General features: G+C 57.4%; 8 protein-coding genes and 8 pseudogenes. 4 read left to right on the forward strand and 12 right to left on the reverse strand.

The annotated features are described in order from the left end of the window. Positions 1-21 precede the first annotated feature (21 nt). A pseudogene (gene sltY, locus ACMX3H_RS02865) lies at positions 22-1,786 on the reverse strand (murein transglycosylase). Between the two features lie 230 nt (positions 1,787-2,016). Between sltY and ettA the strand changes: the two are divergent. Continuing rightward, positions 2,017-3,682, forward strand: a pseudogene (gene ettA, locus ACMX3H_RS02870) (energy-dependent translational throttle protein EttA). A gap of 147 nt (positions 3,683-3,829) precedes the next feature. On the opposite strand, the gene nadR reads toward ettA, so the two are convergent. From nadR to serB, 3 genes and pseudogenes are all read right to left on the reverse strand, one after another. Next, on the reverse strand, positions 3,830-5,059 hold the full coding sequence (gene nadR / locus ACMX3H_RS02875) for a multifunctional transcriptional regulator/nicotinamide-nucleotide adenylyltransferase/ribosylnicotinamide kinase NadR (protein ID WP_415209735.1): 1,230 nt from the start codon (positions 5,057-5,059) through the stop codon (positions 3,830-3,832). Positions 5,060-5,072: 13 nt separating this feature from the next. Next, a pseudogene (radA, locus tag ACMX3H_RS02880) lies at positions 5,073-6,403 on the reverse strand (DNA repair protein RadA). A 63-nt stretch (positions 6,404-6,466) separates the two neighbouring features. After that, positions 6,467-7,347: pseudogene (gene serB / locus ACMX3H_RS02885) on the reverse strand (phosphoserine phosphatase). A 118-nt stretch (positions 7,348-7,465) separates the two neighbouring features. Here serB and ACMX3H_RS02890 point away from each other — a divergent pair. Next, a pseudogene (locus ACMX3H_RS02890) lies at positions 7,466-8,149 on the forward strand (YtjB family periplasmic protein). A gap of 28 nt (positions 8,150-8,177) precedes the next feature. Here ACMX3H_RS02890 and deoD read toward each other — a convergent pair. From deoD to ACMX3H_RS02930, 8 genes and pseudogenes are all read right to left on the reverse strand, one after another. Then, positions 8,178-8,897: a purine-nucleoside phosphorylase gene (gene deoD, locus ACMX3H_RS02895; protein ID WP_415209736.1), complete on the reverse strand. Its 720-nt coding sequence runs from the start codon at positions 8,895-8,897 to the stop codon at positions 8,178-8,180. Positions 8,898-9,052: 155 nt separating this feature from the next. Then, positions 9,053-10,276, reverse strand: a complete 1,224-nt coding sequence (deoB, locus tag ACMX3H_RS02900; protein WP_415209741.1) for a phosphopentomutase — start codon at positions 10,274-10,276, stop codon at positions 9,053-9,055. 102 nt (positions 10,277-10,378) lie between these two features. After that, positions 10,379-11,644, reverse strand: a pseudogene (deoA, locus tag ACMX3H_RS02905) (thymidine phosphorylase). A gap of 77 nt (positions 11,645-11,721) precedes the next feature. Beyond that, positions 11,722-12,501, reverse strand: a complete 780-nt coding sequence (deoC, locus tag ACMX3H_RS02910) for a deoxyribose-phosphate aldolase (protein ID WP_415209737.1) — start codon at positions 12,499-12,501, stop codon at positions 11,722-11,724. A 382-nt stretch (positions 12,502-12,883) separates the two neighbouring features. Then, positions 12,884-13,710: pseudogene (locus ACMX3H_RS02915) on the reverse strand (TatD family hydrolase). A 433-nt stretch (positions 13,711-14,143) separates the two neighbouring features. Further along, positions 14,144-14,335 carry a CsbD family protein gene (locus ACMX3H_RS02920; protein WP_415209738.1) on the reverse strand — a complete coding sequence of 64 codons (192 nt, stop codon included), beginning with the start codon at positions 14,333-14,335 and terminating at the stop codon, positions 14,144-14,146. A gap of 64 nt (positions 14,336-14,399) precedes the next feature. Continuing rightward, a pseudogene (locus tag ACMX3H_RS02925) lies at positions 14,400-14,501 on the reverse strand (DUF1328 family protein); the annotation flags it as partial. 247 nt (positions 14,502-14,748) lie between these two features. Beyond that, positions 14,749-15,324, reverse strand: a complete 576-nt coding sequence (locus ACMX3H_RS02930; protein ID WP_415209739.1) for a hypothetical protein — start codon at positions 15,322-15,324, stop codon at positions 14,749-14,751. A gap of 219 nt (positions 15,325-15,543) precedes the next feature. On the opposite strand from ACMX3H_RS02930, the gene ACMX3H_RS02935 reads away from it, so the two are divergent. Next, entirely contained in the window at positions 15,544-15,729 is a 186-nt protein-coding gene (locus ACMX3H_RS02935) for a helix-turn-helix domain-containing protein (RefSeq protein ID WP_415209742.1), read from the forward strand. Between the two features lie 64 nt (positions 15,730-15,793). After that, the coding region (locus tag ACMX3H_RS02940) for a hypothetical protein (RefSeq protein ID WP_415209743.1) at positions 15,794-15,887 on the forward strand (94 nt) is incomplete at its 3' end.

The raw sequence follows: 15,887 nt of genomic DNA on the forward strand, positions 1-15,887 counted from the left end.
GCTTATCATACTTTTCGACGCTCAGTAGCGCCGCTGCCATTCGGCGTCGGTCAGCAGCTTCGCCGGCTGGCGTAGGAAATAGCGGTAAAACACGTCATAGGCCTGTACGTTTTTGACATAGCCGCGCGTTTCGGAAAAGGGAATACTTTCGATAAACGCGATGGCGTCGGCGCGTCCGGCGCTGGTGTTAAGCCAGCTGTTGACTCTGCCGGGACCGGCGTTGTAAGCGATGCGGGCGAGAATACGGTTACGGCCGAACATCTGATAGACATATTCCAAATAGGCCGTGCCGAGGACGATGTTGATTTGCGGATCCAATAGCTGGCCAGGCTGGGTGTAGTTTGCCATATTAAACATCTGCGCCGTATGCTGCGCGGTGCTTGGCATCAATTGTATCAGGCCGGCGGCGCTCACCGGTGAACGCGCTTTCCTGACGGGCGATGGCCATGGCGTAACTCTGGCTGATTCCTTTATCATTTGTCGCCTGACGGAACGTTTGGTGCCAGGCCAGCGGGAAGCGCTCTTCCAGATGGTCCCACAGCTTGCCGGTGATCGTGGCCTGCACGCTCAGATCCGGCTATTGCTGCAAAAACGCATACCGCGCCAGCTGCTCCTGTTGCGGCCGGCTGCGGCTGGCCACCAACGCGCTCCATTCGCGGCGCGCCAGATTTCCATATTCCAATACATCAGCTCGCGCACCCGGGCGATAGCCGGCTCCCGCGCCACGTTAATGACATAGCGTTCGCCCAGCGCCTCCGCCGCCGCCATGGGATAAAACCCGCGCGCCTGCATGAGCGGACGCAATAGCGCCTCCCCCTGCGCGCGCTGGCCGGCGTCCATTAACAGCCTACCGCGTCAATAACGCCATTCATCCTTTTGCCGATCCTCTTCCGGTAACCGTTCCAACCAGGCGCGGACCTCCTGCATATTGCCCTGGCCCAGCGACATGCGGATGCGTCGTTCCAGTAATTCGGTGGAATGGCCGCGCAGAATAACCCCGTCGCACTAGCGCGCCTGTTCGGGATTGGCATCGGTGCCCATCAGCCGCCAGGCGTTCGCTGTCGCGCATTTGCTGCGCGCGGGCTACAATCGGAATCAGGGAGCGGGCGTTTTCCACATCGGTGCGGGCCAGGCGGGCAAAGGCAATCTGCGTCGCCTGACCGGTCAAATCGGTGGGGCCGACGCTGCGGGCGAAATCCGACAATGTCGCCGGGTTATCCTGTAGTGCCGCCAGTGCGTTGCCCATGGTTTAGTACTCGGCGGGCAGTTGCTTTGACAGGTAGTTGACCAGACCGGTATTGCCCTCTTTCATCGCCATCCGGATCCGTTTGAGGATGGCCAGCGGGCTGCGTTCGCCAGCCTGGTCCCAAACGCCGAACAGTTTGTTGCAGCTGTCCGGGAGAGAATGCCCGTTTAGCCAGATGTCGCGGGCGCCGTCCCAGGCCTCCTGCGGCTTGCCGGTAGCCCATTTGGCATAATAGTAATTGCAGCGCGCGGGCAAGGAGCGGGCCGGCGGCAGCGTCGGGTTGGCCTGGATAAAGGCATTGATTTGATCGGGACTGACCTGGGAGAGATCCTGCGATAGCTGCCGGTACTCCAGATAGGGATAGAGCGGATAGTCGCGCAGGGTGGGCAGCAGTTGCGCCACCACGTCCATTTGCTGGGCGTCCCAAGCCAATTCGACCTGCTGATAGCGCTGTCGCTGGGCCTCGAGGGAATCCGCCTGCGCCAGCACGGGCAGCGTCATCATCCCGATTGCCGCTACCCACAACCGCCATCTGTCCACCTTGACCATCATTACTCATCCTCAGCTGATTACCCGTCCCGCCGCGGGGACATCGTTGTGCGCTTAACCGACCGGTTTCCGTTCACATGCTAGCCAAGCCAGCGGAATCATGCCAGCCGAATATAATAATAAAAATTATTTATTAATTAATGTTTTTAGTATTTATTTATGTAGCAAACCGCCGCAGCGCGGGACAGTCAAAAACCTATTAACATGAGGTTTATCGCAACGTGGCTCAATTCGTCTACACTATGCACCGCGTCGGCAAAATCGTTCCGCCGAAACTCCATATTTTGAAAAATATTTCGCTGAGTTTCTTCCCCAGCGCCAAAATCGGCGTCCTGGGTCTTAATGGCGCGGGGAAATCAACGCTGCTGAGCATCATGGCCGGCATCGACACCGACATTGAGGGCAAAGCCCGTCCGCAACCCGGCATTAATATCGGTTATTTACCGCAGAAGCCCCGGTTCGATGACGAGAAAACCGTGCGCGAAGAGATCGAAACCGCCGTGGTGGACGTCAAGCAGGCGCTAACCCGGTTGGACGCGGTATATGCCGCCTATGCCGACCCGGATGCCGACTTTGATAAACTGGCCAAAGAGCAGGGGGAGCTGGAAGCCATCATCCAGGCCCACGACGGCTATAATCTTGACAATCAGCTGGAACGCGCCGCCGACGCACTGCACCTGCCGCCGTGGGACGCCAAAATCGGCACCCTATCCGGTGGCGAACGCCGGCGGGTCGCTATTTGCCGGCGGCTGCTGGAAAAACCGGATATGCTGCTGCTCGACGAACCCACCAACTATCTGGACGCCGAGTCCGTCGCCTGGCTTGAACGTTTCTTGCACGACTATGAAGGCACCGTGGTGGCGATTACCCATGACCGTTATTTCCTGGATAATGTCGCCGGCTGGATCCTGGAGCTGGACCGCGGTGAGGGGATCCCCTGGGAAAGCAACTATTCGTCCTGGCTGGAGCAAAAAGATCAGCGCCTGGCGCAGGAAGCCTCATCCGAGGCGGCGCGGCGCCAGTCCATCGAAAAGGAATTGGAATGGGTACGGTCGAACGCCAAAGGCCGCCAGTCGAAAGGTAAAGCCCGCCTGGCCCGCTTTGAAGAGCTCAACAATGTCGACTACCAAAAGCGCAACGAGACCAGCGAATTGTTTATCCCGCCCGGTCCCCGTCTGGGTGACAAGGTGCTGGAAGTCAGTCAACTGCGCAAATCCTACGGCGACCGTCTGCTTATCGATGATTTGTCTTTCTCTCTTCCCAAAGGGGCGATTGTCGGCATCATCAGCCCCAACGGCGCTGGTAAATCCACGCAGTTCCGGCTGCTGTCGGGCCAGGAACAGCCGGACAGCGGCAGCATTACGCTGGTGGATACCGTACAGTTAGCCTCGGTGGACCAGTTCCGCGACAATATGGATAACGGCAAAACCATGTGGGAAGAGATCTCCGGCGGCCAGGATATTATGCGCATCGGTAATTTTGAACTGCCGAGCCGCGCCTACGTGGGCCGTTTCAATTTCAAAGGCGGTTGATCAAGGGAAACGCGTCGGTGAGCTGTCCGGCGGCGAACGTGGCCACGTGCACCTGGCTAAATTGCTGCAGGTGGGCGGCAATATGCTGCTGCTCGATGAGCCGACCAACGATCTGGATGTCGAAAAGCTGCGCGCGCTGGAAAACGCCCTGCTGGAGTTCCCCGGCTGCGCTATGGTCATCTCCCACGATCGCTGGTTCCTCGACCGCATCGCCACGCACATTATCGACTACCAGGACGAAGGAAACATCGAATTCTTTGAGGGAAACTTCACCGAATACGAAGAGTACAAGAAAAAGACGCTGGGCGCGGAAGCGTTACAACCGCACCGCATCAAGTACAAGAAAATGGCCTGACGGCCAGCAGTGCGTTACGATGCCGCCAGGCGCCGTTTTTTTACGTCCACGCTGAGCGTTTGCCACTGCGCCCTGCGGTGGCGCCTACACCAAGCGTTTGCCGCTGCGCCTACGAATTTGGCGCGCCGGTGTTTGCCGGCAATGTCGTCAGCGCTCCCCCAACAGCTCTTTCACCAGCGTAATGCACTGTAAAAAGCGCTGGTCATAATCCGCCACGTCCACCCGCACGTAGGGGATGTGATTGTCGTGCAGCAACGCCTCAAGCAAACGCTGGAACTCATCGCGGTCCGTCGGCGCGCCGAGACTGCGCAGACCGTCGGCGACCCAGGGGGTATTGTTTTTCAACAGGATAACCAAATCGAAACGGTACTCATCAATCATCGCCTGCACGAAAGGGTGCTCACGGCCGTGATATTTTTTGCAAAACGCCTGGCTGGTGACGAAGTCGGTATCGATAAAGGTTACCTTATTGGCGTATTTCACGGCGAAATCAATGAACTGGACCTGGCCTAACGCAATTTTATCGTAATCGGAATATTGCAGCGCCATCTCGTCGCCGCCAAGGTGGGTGAACACATAATCACGGCCATATTCCCAGGCGCTGGTGGTATTAAAGATATTGGCCAGCTTGTTGACAATGGTGGACTTGCCGCTGGATTCTCCGCCAATCAGCGCCACGGTGCGGACGAAGAACGGTTTGACTTCCGTGGGAATATAGTCCCAATAGCGGAAAGGATCCTGGCGGATTTGCTCTCCGCTGATGGACATAAACGAACGATCGGGATCGATAATCACAGTTTCAATCCCCAGATGTTCACGATAATGCGCGAGATCCTGTTTTTCGCTCGAATAGATAAAATCCGCCTCAATGCCTTTGTCGGCCATGAAACCCTTTACGCCCCGGCTCCAGACATCCCAACCGTGGGGGTAAGGCTCCATCCCCTGTTCATTGAAAGCATGAATACGGATATTTTTTTGGTACTTGAAGGTTTGCAGCAACCAGCGCAGCCTGTCGCTGAGCGTGGGCTGCTGGGACATGGCGCTGTCCTCAAACAGCCGCAGGTCGCGCTGATCGTCGTAGTTGAGGATCACATGCAGCTCATCCACCTGACTACAGGCCCGCTGAATCAAATAGATGTGCCCGGTATGCAGCGGATAAAACTTGCCGAATATCACCCCGACCGTTTTCTGCCGTCGGGGAAACTCCAGCCCGAGGAAACGGTGGATGGCTTCGAGCTTCTGGGCGCTCGGGCTTTTGATTTTCGCGTTCAGCAGTTGGCTGAGGTAGCCCTTGGTGACGTCGCAGGCTTCCGCCATCTGCTGTAAGGTGCATCCCTGCTGCTTGATGGCGCTTTTCAGGTAATTGAACGACGACATATATTCCTCAGCGTCAGAGTTCTTCCAGTATCGCCAGCGCGTCGGCCAGTTTTTTTACGCCGAAGATCTGCATATTGTCCTGCGTTTTTTTCGGCACGATGGCGCGGCGAAAACCATGTTTGGCGGCCTCGGTGATCCGCTCCTGGCCGCTCGGAACCGGGCGGATCTCCCCAGCCAAACCGACTTCGCCGAATACCACCAGATCTTTCGGCAACGGGCGGTCGCGCAAACTGGATACCATCACCAGCATCAGCGCCAAATCGGCGCTGGTTTCGATAACCTTCACCCCGCCGACCACGTTGACAAAGACATCCTGATCCGCCATCTGCAGCACGCCGTGGCGGTGCAGCACCGCCAGCAGGATCGCCAGCCGGTTTTGCTCAAGCCCCACCGCCACCCGGCGCGGATTGGCCGTCATCGAGTGATCCACCAGCGCCAGGATCTCGACCAGCAGCGGCCGGGTGCCCTCCCAAACCACCATCACGCTGCTGCCGAGCGTCATCTCCTCCCCGCGGCTTAGGAATATCGCCGAGGGGTTGCTGACTTCACGCAGCCCTTGCTCGGTCATGGCGAACACGCCAAGCTCATTCACCGCACCGAACCGGTTTTTATGGCTGCGCAGCGTACGGAAACGGGAATCGGAATCGCCGTCAAGCATTATGGAGCAATCGATACAGTGCTCAAGTACCTTCGGACCCGCCAACGAGCCGTCTTTGGTCACATGACCGACCATGATTATTGCCACGCCCTGGGTTTTGGCGAAGCGGGTCAGATAGGCGGCGGATTCCCGCACCTGGGTGACGCTGCCCGGCGAAGACTGCACATCTGCCATGTGCATGACCTGAATCGAGTCGATGACCATTAAGCGCGGTTTTTCCTGCGACGCGATCAGGCAAATTTGCTCGATGCTGGTTTCCGACAGCATATTCAGATCACCGGTGGGCAGCCCGAGCCGGTGCGCACGCATCGCCACCTGCTGTAGGGACTCCTCGCCGGTGACGTACAGGGTTTTCATTTCGCCGGCCAGCTTGCAGAGCGTTTGCAGCAGCAACGTACTTTTCCCGGCGCCGGGGCTACCGCCAATCAAAATGGCGCTACCCGGCACCATGCCGCCGCCCAGCACGCGATCCAGCTCTTTGAAACCCGTGGAGAAACGAGGCAGCGCTTCCAGGCTGATGTCCAAAAGCTTTTGCACTCTGCTCACGCCGCTCTCGCCGGCGTAGCGGCAAGGCGCACTTCGGTGATGGTGTTCCAGGCATGGCAAGCGGTACATTGCCCCTGCCAGCGGGGATAATCCGCACCGCATTCGTTACACACAAAAGCGCGTTTTACCGCTTTAGCCACAGATTACCTCTGCAAGATAGGGCGCGCCGGACGCCGCGGTCGATTCGCCGCGGGCGGGCACGCTCAGCGTTCATCGTGTTTGAGATTGCCGCTCAGGATGCACAGCACTCCCAGCAGATCGGCGTGACGAATCGTCACCTTACTCTGTTCATTGACTTTCGGCTTGGCGTGGAACGCGATGCCCAGACCCGCTGATTGTATCATCAATAAATCATTTGCACCGTCGCCAATCGCCACCGTCTGGCTGATGGGGATAGCCAGTTTGTCCGCCAGGCGCGTCAATTCCCGCGCCTTGTAACCGGCATCCACCACCTCCCCCAACACCTCGCCGGTCAGGCGGCCATCGCGAATTTCAAGCTCGTTGGCGGCAATGGAAACCAAACGCAGTTTGTCACGCAGCAGTTCGGCGAAGTAGGTAAAGCCGCCGGAGGCGATAGCGACATGCCAGCCCAGGCTTTGCAGCTTTTTCGTCAGTTGGGTCAGACCAGGCATCAGCAGTAACGCCTCGCGCACCTGCCGCAAAATATCGGCATCGGCGCCTTTTAAGGTGGCGACCCGCTGGCGCAGGCTGGCGTTGAAATCCAGTTCGCCGCGCATCGCCCGCTCGGTGACCTCGGCCACCTGTGCGCCAACGCCCGCCAGTTTGGCTATCTCATCAATGCACTCGATTTGTATCGCCGTGGAGTCCATATCCATCATCAGCAGGCCCGGCGTACGCAAATAGGGCGTTTTGCCAAAGGGGGCCACGTCCAGCCCGTGATCATGGGCCAGCTGCGAGGCACGCGCTGATACCGCGACAGACTCTGTTTATCCAAATTTTTGCTGTATAATAACCAACCGGTATGGCCCGCCCGATAATCCAGCGGCATGACCTCATCGCCGCTTAATGACAAAGGCAATCCCGGCCAGTGTGAAATCCCCTCGGGCAGATCGCAGTAGGTCAGACTATTGGCATTTTGACTCCTGTAGGATGATGTTCAGCCGCCGTTAGCAACGCGCAACAAGCTATCCTATCGCCGGCGCTTCTGGCAACATAAAGCGTCCAAAAGAGAAAGGAAACCTATGGCCCGCGCCAGATTCTCGTTCCGTTTACACCGCACGGTTATCGTGCTGATTTGCGTCGCGCTGCTGGAGGTGTTAATGCAGGGCGCGACCTATTTCAGCCTGAGCCACCAAATGGCCCGCTCGGCGCAAGTGGAAGAGTTGGCGGATACGCTGATCCGCCAGGTCACCGGCGAGCTGGCGCCCTTGATGGCCAGCCGTGACGATAACAGCGCCCCCATCAAATCGGTGCTGGATCGTCTCACGCGCAATAGCCGCATTCTCGACGCCAGCGTGTATAACATGGACGGCAGTCTGGTGGCCCGTTCGGACGAAAACATCAGCGTACGCGACCGGCTGGCTATCGGCAATCAGCGGGCGGGCAGCTTCTTCAATCACTAGTTGGTGCGGACGATCGAAGATGACAAAGGCCCGAGTGGTTTTGTCCGTCTGACGCTGGATACCCACGAACTGGAGATTGAAGCCAAACAGGTCGATAACACCACTAACCTGCTGCGCCTGATGATGCTGCTGGTGCTCGCCATCGGCATTATCCTGGCACGTACGCTGCTGCAAAACCGCCGCAGCCGCTGGCAGCAGTCGCCCTACCTGCTCACCGCCAGTACGCCGCTGGTGGAACAGCGCGCGGAAGAGGATGACGTCGCGCTCCCCGCGGACGACGCCAAGCCCCCCGACACGCCCTGAGACGGCGGCGCCCCAGACCGGCACGGATTTAGCGCGCGTCGCCCAATAATACCGATTCCAGCGCCACTTCAATCATGTCGTTGAACGTGGTCTGGCGATCGGCCGCGCTTAAGGCTTCTCCGCTGCGGATATGATCGGACACGGTGCAAATCGCCAGCGCGCGCGCGCCAAATTCCGCCGCCACGCCATAGATCCCGGCGGCTTCCATTTCCACGCCCAAAATGCCGTATTTTTCCAGTACGTCGAACATCTGCGGATCGGGGGTATAAAATAGATCGGCGGAGAAAAGATTACCCACGCGTACCGGAATGCCGGCGGCGTTAGCCGCATCCACCGCATTACGCACCATATCGAAATCGGCGATGGCGGCGAAATCGTGATCTTTAAAACGCATGCGGTTCACTTTGGAATCGGTGCTGGCACCCATGCCGATAACGATATCCCGCACATTGACGTTGCTTCTAATCGCGCCGCAGGAGCCTACGCGGATAATCTGTTTCACGCCGAAATCGGTAATCAGCTCTTTGGTATAAATCGAGCAGGACGGAATGCCCATACCGTGCCCCATTACCGAGACGGCCCGCCCTTTATAGCTGCCGGTATAGCCCAGCATGCCGCGCACCTGATTAACTTCCCGGGCATCGGAAAGGAAGGTGTTGGTAATATGCTGCGCCCGCAGCGGATCGCCCGGCATGAGCACAACCTCAGCGAAATCGCCCATTTCAGCATTAATATGCGGCGTTGCCATACTCTGATTCCTTGTTGTGTTGAGGATAAAAACGGGCCGCCGGCCCCAGCAGGCCAACGGCGAATAGCCACGGTTTATTGACTGGCCGCTTAGCGCGACGTCTTGGCGAAATCAGGGCGCCAGCCGTGTCATCGACAGGCGCCGCCCCGCACGGCTTAAATTATCGCTTTGCCATAGTCCATCGGCGAGAGAGCGAAGTAGCGCGCCACCGTCTGGCCAATATCGGCGAACGTCGTGCGATGGCCGTAAAAACCCGGATTCACTTTCGGACCGTAGATCAGCACCGGCACATGCTCACGGGTATGATCGGTACCGTGCCAGGTGGGATCACAGCCGTGATCGGCGGTGAGGATCAAGATATCATTGTCTTTCACCCGCGACATCAGCTCCGGCAATCGGCGGTCAAACAGCTCAAGCGCCGCAGCGTAACCGGCGACATCCCGCCGGTGGCCGTAGGCGGAATCGAAGTCAACAAAATTGGTGAACACCAGGGTGTTATCCCCCGCCGCGTCCATTTCCCGCACCGTCGCATCGAATAAGGCATCAAGGCCGGTGGCCTTCACCTTTTTACTGATGCCCACCTGTGCATAAATATCTGCTATCTTACCCACCGACACCACCGTCCCCCCTTTCTCTTCCACCAGCTTTTGCAAAATGGTGGCGGAGGGCGGCGGCACCGCCAAATCGTGTCGATTGCCGGTACGCTCAAATTGGCCGGCCTGCGCGCCGACGAAGGGCCGGGCGATGACGCGGCCGATATTGTAACCGCCGTCGGTGAGAATCTCGCGCGCTATCTCGCACAAATCATACAGACGCTGCAGGCCGAAAGTCTCTTCGTGGCAGGCTATCTGAAACACCGAATCCGCCGAGGTGTAAAAAATCGGCTTCCCGGTGCGCATATGCTCTTCCCCCAGTCGGTCGAGGATCACCGTCCCCGAGGCGTGGCAATTGCCGAGGAAACCCGGCAAGCCCGCGCGGGCGACCAGCTCCTCCAGCAGCGCCGGCGGAAAGCTGTTTTCCGTTTCCGGGAAATAGCCCCAGTCGAACAGCACCGGCACCCCCGCGATTTCCCAGTGCCCCGATGGTGTGTCTTTGCCGGAGGAAATCTCGCTGGCATAGGCGTACGTGCCAATGATCTCCGCCTGCTTATCCAGCCCCGGTGGAAAATGACCGGTGGATTGTTCGGCGGCCTTGGCCAGCCCGAGGCGCGTCAGATGGGGCAGCTTCAGCGGTCCGTTGCGCCCGTGATTGGCGTCGCCGCGCTCACAGCGCTCGGCGATATGCCCCAGGGTGTCCGATCCACGATCGCCGAATTTATCGGCATCGCCAGCGGCCCCGATACCAAATGAGTCCAGCACCATGATAAATACACGTTGCATCATTGTTCTCCTGCTTGCGGCGAAATGCCGGCCCATCGGCCGCTTTTGCGCCGCGTTCGAGGGGAGSGGSSSGSGSSGSKSCCGCAATAAAAAGCCGGCAGACTAACCGGCCGCCGCCGTAATGCGGCGATATACAACCGGTAACGCTTCCGGCGCCCCGTCGCCGAGCTGGCGGCGTGGATGACGGCCAGCGGCATCGCGCCGTCGACATAGTCCCCCAGCCGCGCCATATCGGTTAAACCGACGCTATAATCTCGATGGCGTCGCTGGCCCGCTGACGGTCATCCCGAGCGCGCGGGTATCCATATGGCGCGGACATAGCCCGCGCTGGCGGGGAAGACCGGCTTACTCAGCGTCGCCACCGGCAGATAGTGGTCATAGCGCTGGATGAAGTCCGCCGGGCCGCCCTGTGCCGCCACCAGCCGGCCGAAGCGTTCCGCCGCCTCACCGCTGTCCAGTGCCCGCAATAGCGCTGCGCGCGCCACGTTCTCGCTGTGCGCCAGGCCGGCGGTCATCAGCATTTCGCTGCACAGCGCCATAGTGACCTCAAACAGCCGCGGATTGCGTTCGTCATTGGTCAAAAAGCGGACCGCTTCGCGGACTTCCAGCGCATTGCCGGCGCTGGAGGCCAAGACCTGATTCATATCAGTCAGCAGCGCGGTGGTCCTGCACCCCGCGCCGTTGGCGACGCCGACAATGGCCTGCGCTAGCGCCTCGGAGCGCGCGAGGGTGGGCATCAGGGCGCCGGAGCCCACCTTCACATCCATCACCAGCGCATCCAGCCCTTCCGCCAGTTTCTTCGCCAGAATCGAGGCGGTGATAAGCGGGATCGAATCCACCGTCGCGGTAATATCGCGGGTGGCGTAGATGCACTTATCCGCCGGCGCCAGCGAATTGGTTTGCCCCATAATCGCCACGCCGACCCGTTTGATCTGGGCGCGGAAGGCATCGTCGTCCAGGAAAATCGATAGTCCCGGAATTGCCTCCAATTTGTCGAGCGTACCGCCGGTATGCCCCCAGCCTGCGACCGGACACCATCGGCACGAAGCCGCCGCAGGCGGCGATCATCGGCCCCAGCATCAGCGAGGTAACATCCCCCACGCCGCCGGTGGAATGCTTATCCACCACCGGCCCGCTTAATGCATCCCGGCGCCAATCCAGCGTATGGCCGGAGTCTCGCATCACCAGCGTCAGCGCCACGTGCTCCTCCAGGTTCATGTCGTGAAAAAAGATGGTCATCGCCAGGGCGGCGATTTGGCCCTCTGAGACAGTATTATCGCGCACGCCGTTGACGAAAAAGCGAATTTCCTCCGCGCTCAGCGGCTCGCCATCCCGCTTTTTACGGATAATTTCTTGTGCCAGAAACACGGTTTCCTCCCGGCAAAGCATAACGGGCCTTAGCCCGAAAAACGGCCTATGCCGCTGCGGCGGCGGGCCGCCACGGCTTAGTACCCGTTTTTGGCAGGCTGTGCTTCCTCTCCCAGCACCGTCAACAAACTGCCCAATAGGCTGGAGGCGCCGAAACGGAAATGACGGGGGTTGACCCAGCCTTCGCCCATAATCTCATCGGCAAGGACCAAATAGGCCGCGGCCTCTTCGGCGGTGCGCACGCCGCCGGCGGCTTTAAACCCCACGCGATCGCCGGCGCCCTCTTCGGCGATAACGTTCAGCATGATGCCGGCGCTCTCAAGCGTCGCGTTGACCGGCACTTTACCGGTAGAGGTTTTAATGAAATCAGCACCGCCCGCAATCGCGATTTGCGACGCGCGACGGATGAGATCCGCCCGGCGCAGTTCACCGCTCTCTATGATTACTTTCAGCAGCACCTGTGAGGCATGACACTGTTCGCTAGCCTGTTTCACCATTTCCAGCCCTATTTGCTCATTGCCGGCGATAAGCGCGCGATAGGGGAAAACGATATCCACCTCATCGGCGCCGTAGGCGATAGCGGCGCTGGTTTCCGCCAGCGCGGTGTCGAGACAGTCATTACCGTGGGGGAAATTGGTCACGGTGGCGATGCGCACCGTCGTGCTGCCCTGGGCGTTCAACGTCTGCCGGGCAAGGGGAATGAAGCGCGGATAGAGACACACCACCGCGGTCTCGCCCACCGGAGTGTGGGCCTGGCGGCACAAGGCGATCACCTTTTCATCGGTATCGTCATCATTTAAGGTGGTCAGATCCATGAGGCTCAGCGCACGCTGGGCCGCAAGGGTTAATTGATTCATTTTACTCTCCAACTTACCGTTTTTCGCCGTGGGGCGAATCAGCAAACAGAGCGCGGAACAGACGGCTGTTCACGCGCAACAAGGTTGGCGAGCGGACTTGATTCCATGAAGAGCTACCCACCGGCCATGCAGACCGAGGGCGTCAGAGTTCCTTCTCGCCGCGCCATTATCCAGTGCACGGGGTATCCTGCTCTCCCCGTATTGCACTGACGCTATTTTTTCATATTTAAGCGAAATAAGCTGCTGCATTATCGCGTTTTATGCACGACAACACGGAAATCATGCTGCCCGTGCGCCCTGCGCCGCTGTTCATGGCTGAACGCATTTATCTTAGCCCGGCAACGGTAGGTGCGCGTTTCGCGGCCTTCATGGCGGCGCCCCTTTACCGCACTGCGGCGCCCGGCGGATGATATCCCTCGGTTCCCTTTGCCGGCAGCCCGAACAGACGCAGGCTATTGTGATAAAGAGTCTCGACAATCTCCGCCGGCGCCTCTCGGCGCAGGTCGCATAGCGCGGCGAAGGTCTGGCGGATCCGCTCCGGTCGGTTAGGCTGGCCCTGGTAACCGGACAGCGGCATATCAGGCGCATCGGTCTCCAGCAGCAGGCACGACAACGGCAATCGCGCCATGACATCACGGGTTTTACTGGCGCGGGAATAAGTGATGCTACCGCCGACGCCGAGATAAAACCCCAGACGACGAAATGCGTCCGCCTGCTGATAGCTGCCGGCGAAACCATGTACCACCCCGGTACGCGGCACGGTGATGGTCCGCAACAGCTTGGCCAGCCTGTCGTGTGTACGGCGGGAGTTCAGTATCACCGGCAAATCGTAGCGCGCCGCCAGGCGCAGTTGCGCCGACAATAACGCCAGTTGGCTCGGCAGTTGCGGCTGCGGCATATACGATCCAGGCCGATTTCCCCGACCGCCGTCAGCGTCTCACGGTGCTGGCGCAAATGCTGCTCTAATAAGTCGACATCCGCATCTTGATGCTGGTCGATGGCGATGGGATGCAAACCGAGCGCGGCATGCAGCATCGGGTGCCGTTCCGCCAGCGCCAACACGTCGGCGAAGCGAGCGGCCGCCACCGAGGGCACCACAATACTTTCAATACCGGCCGCCGACGCCTGACGTAAACTTTGCTGTTCCTGGCCTAAAAACGGCGGGAAATCGAAATGACAATGTGTGTCGATAAAGCGCGGTTGGTTCATGAGTCTCCCTGTGCCGGTGGCCCTTGTGTGTCAGTCGGCCGAGCCGTTTTCCTCACCAAGCTTATAACATAAAGCGCCGCCCGGCGGTGACAAGGCCTTCGCCAATGCGAATAGCCGGCAGCCGGGTTCTCACCGCGATTACCTCACGTCGGTAAGCAGCCAAGTCCTCGCAGCGCTAAAAAGAGGCTGAAACGAGTGTGGCGGCGGGCCAGGGGCAAGCATCAGGGCCGCGGCGAAGACCAGTCTTGAGGCGAGAGTCGAGAATCAGTCTTAAGCAGCATAAGCACGCTAGGGTTGCGGTAAAACGCGATAAATACAGTAGGGGGCGAAACTTGACGATGGCGGCAAGGAGTTGACTAAAAGCGATGCTTTGACCTAAAACGGCATCATAATCTGTTGCCGGCGAGAGTGCGATAGGCAACGTGGCGATGGCTTAATAGCAGGTTTTGCTGGCTAAAGGCGATCCCGGTTTCACCGATTTGCCGTAATCTTCCTGTAAAACGCCGGAGAGGTAATCATTGCTTCCCGCAACCCAAGCACAGTCGCTATCAAACCACTCTGCCCACAACCACCACATCTGGCTTTTCCACTGTTTCAATATGCCTACAACGATGTCGTTATTCATAAGCCTCTCCGGAATAACCGTTCAACATGACTGGCCCGAAGGCCAGTGGCTGTTCAAAGCTTCACTACCTGCCGCGACGCCCGGTAAACAGGCTTATCAGGAACAGGATAATACCGACGACAAATACGATTTTCGCTGCCCAGGCAGCCGTACCCGCCAGACCACCGGTGGGGTGGCAATTATTTCTGGACTCTCAAGGGGAACGATGGATTAGCCGGAAGCCCTTTACTGGCGCGGCTTACAGTGATTTTACAGATTCTGGACTCGTCGCAAAAAAATGAGCGGAAAATGATTTTTTTGCACTATATTATTCTGGACTGGATTGGTCGTGGTTTGAGTAAGTTTAAAAGCCGGTTAAACATTTTTTGTTAACTATTTTGTTGCAAAATATAAACAAAGTATTTATAGTTTGTTTAAACGGCCCTTTTGCTATTGCTTACTAGGATTTCCTCTCCTGTCTCCATTTCGCCATCAAAACCACTCTCTCTGCCGTTTGCATCGTTCAGAGCAGCCAGCGCCTCATTTTCTGGGTAATCCTTGCCCAATATCTTATCCTTGATTACGTGATCAAGTTTCAGGAGCCTTATGTTGTCATCGTCAAGAAGGTAGAGCAATATTTCAACACCTTTTAGACCAAGAATTTCAGCCAGTTTCGATAAATCATCATCTTTCAACAATCCTAAAAGATCAGTGATTCTCGATATGTCTCGAGCAACTGACGTTGTTGTAGTGACAACGATGGGTTCTTTATAAACCCATAACTTACGCTCTTCATTTTCTGTGTCTACATCACCAATTCCTGTGAGCAACCATTCCACAGATACGTTTTCACATCTAGATATGGCTTCCAGTACCTGCCTTCTTAGGTTTGGTTGCATGGATGCACGTTTAAAATAGTTTTGCAGAGTGCTATAATTTACCCCCCAAGCTTCTGCGGCTTGACGTCTTGATGGGTACCTTTTAACTAATTTGGCAATGCGAGAAATCACAGGTTCTTTTGTACCATCAGGAAAAGAACCGATACGTACTTTTCTCTCACCAGGCTATTTTGTATTCATACTATTGATTTTAAACATTTTTTAATGAAAGCCACCGGAGTTCATAAAAAACCCATAAACTCTTGCAATGGTTTTTTATAAGCCTATACTTTATCCATAGAGATAACCCTTCGGTTGTCCCTGCGGGTAACTTTTTAGGATAGATGAATGATGAGTCAAAAAGAAGATCAGTATGTCGATTGGCACCCTGAAATCATCAAGGCGGAAATCCACAAAAGAGGACTATCGCTCCGCGCACTTTCACTGGAGGCGGGTTACAGCAAAGACTCACTTAAAACCATTTTGCGTACACCATGTAGACCGTATCAGCAAATTATTGCTAATGCGTTGGGGTAGAGCCGGAAGTGATCTGGCCAAGCCGTTACAGAACTGCAAGCTATATCCGCAAGGTGTCTTAATCATGTTTGTTGTCGCCAAAGAATTAATGGGAGTACCCGGCTTACCCGCGACAACCAAGGGCATTCGCCAGGCACTGTGTCGATATTCGGAGGGTT

Origin of the sequence: Sodalis sp. (in: enterobacteria) (assembly GCF_047607725.1) — a bacterium.
In the GTDB taxonomy this organism is placed as follows: Bacteria; Pseudomonadota; Gammaproteobacteria; order Enterobacterales; family Enterobacteriaceae; genus JBLKSS01.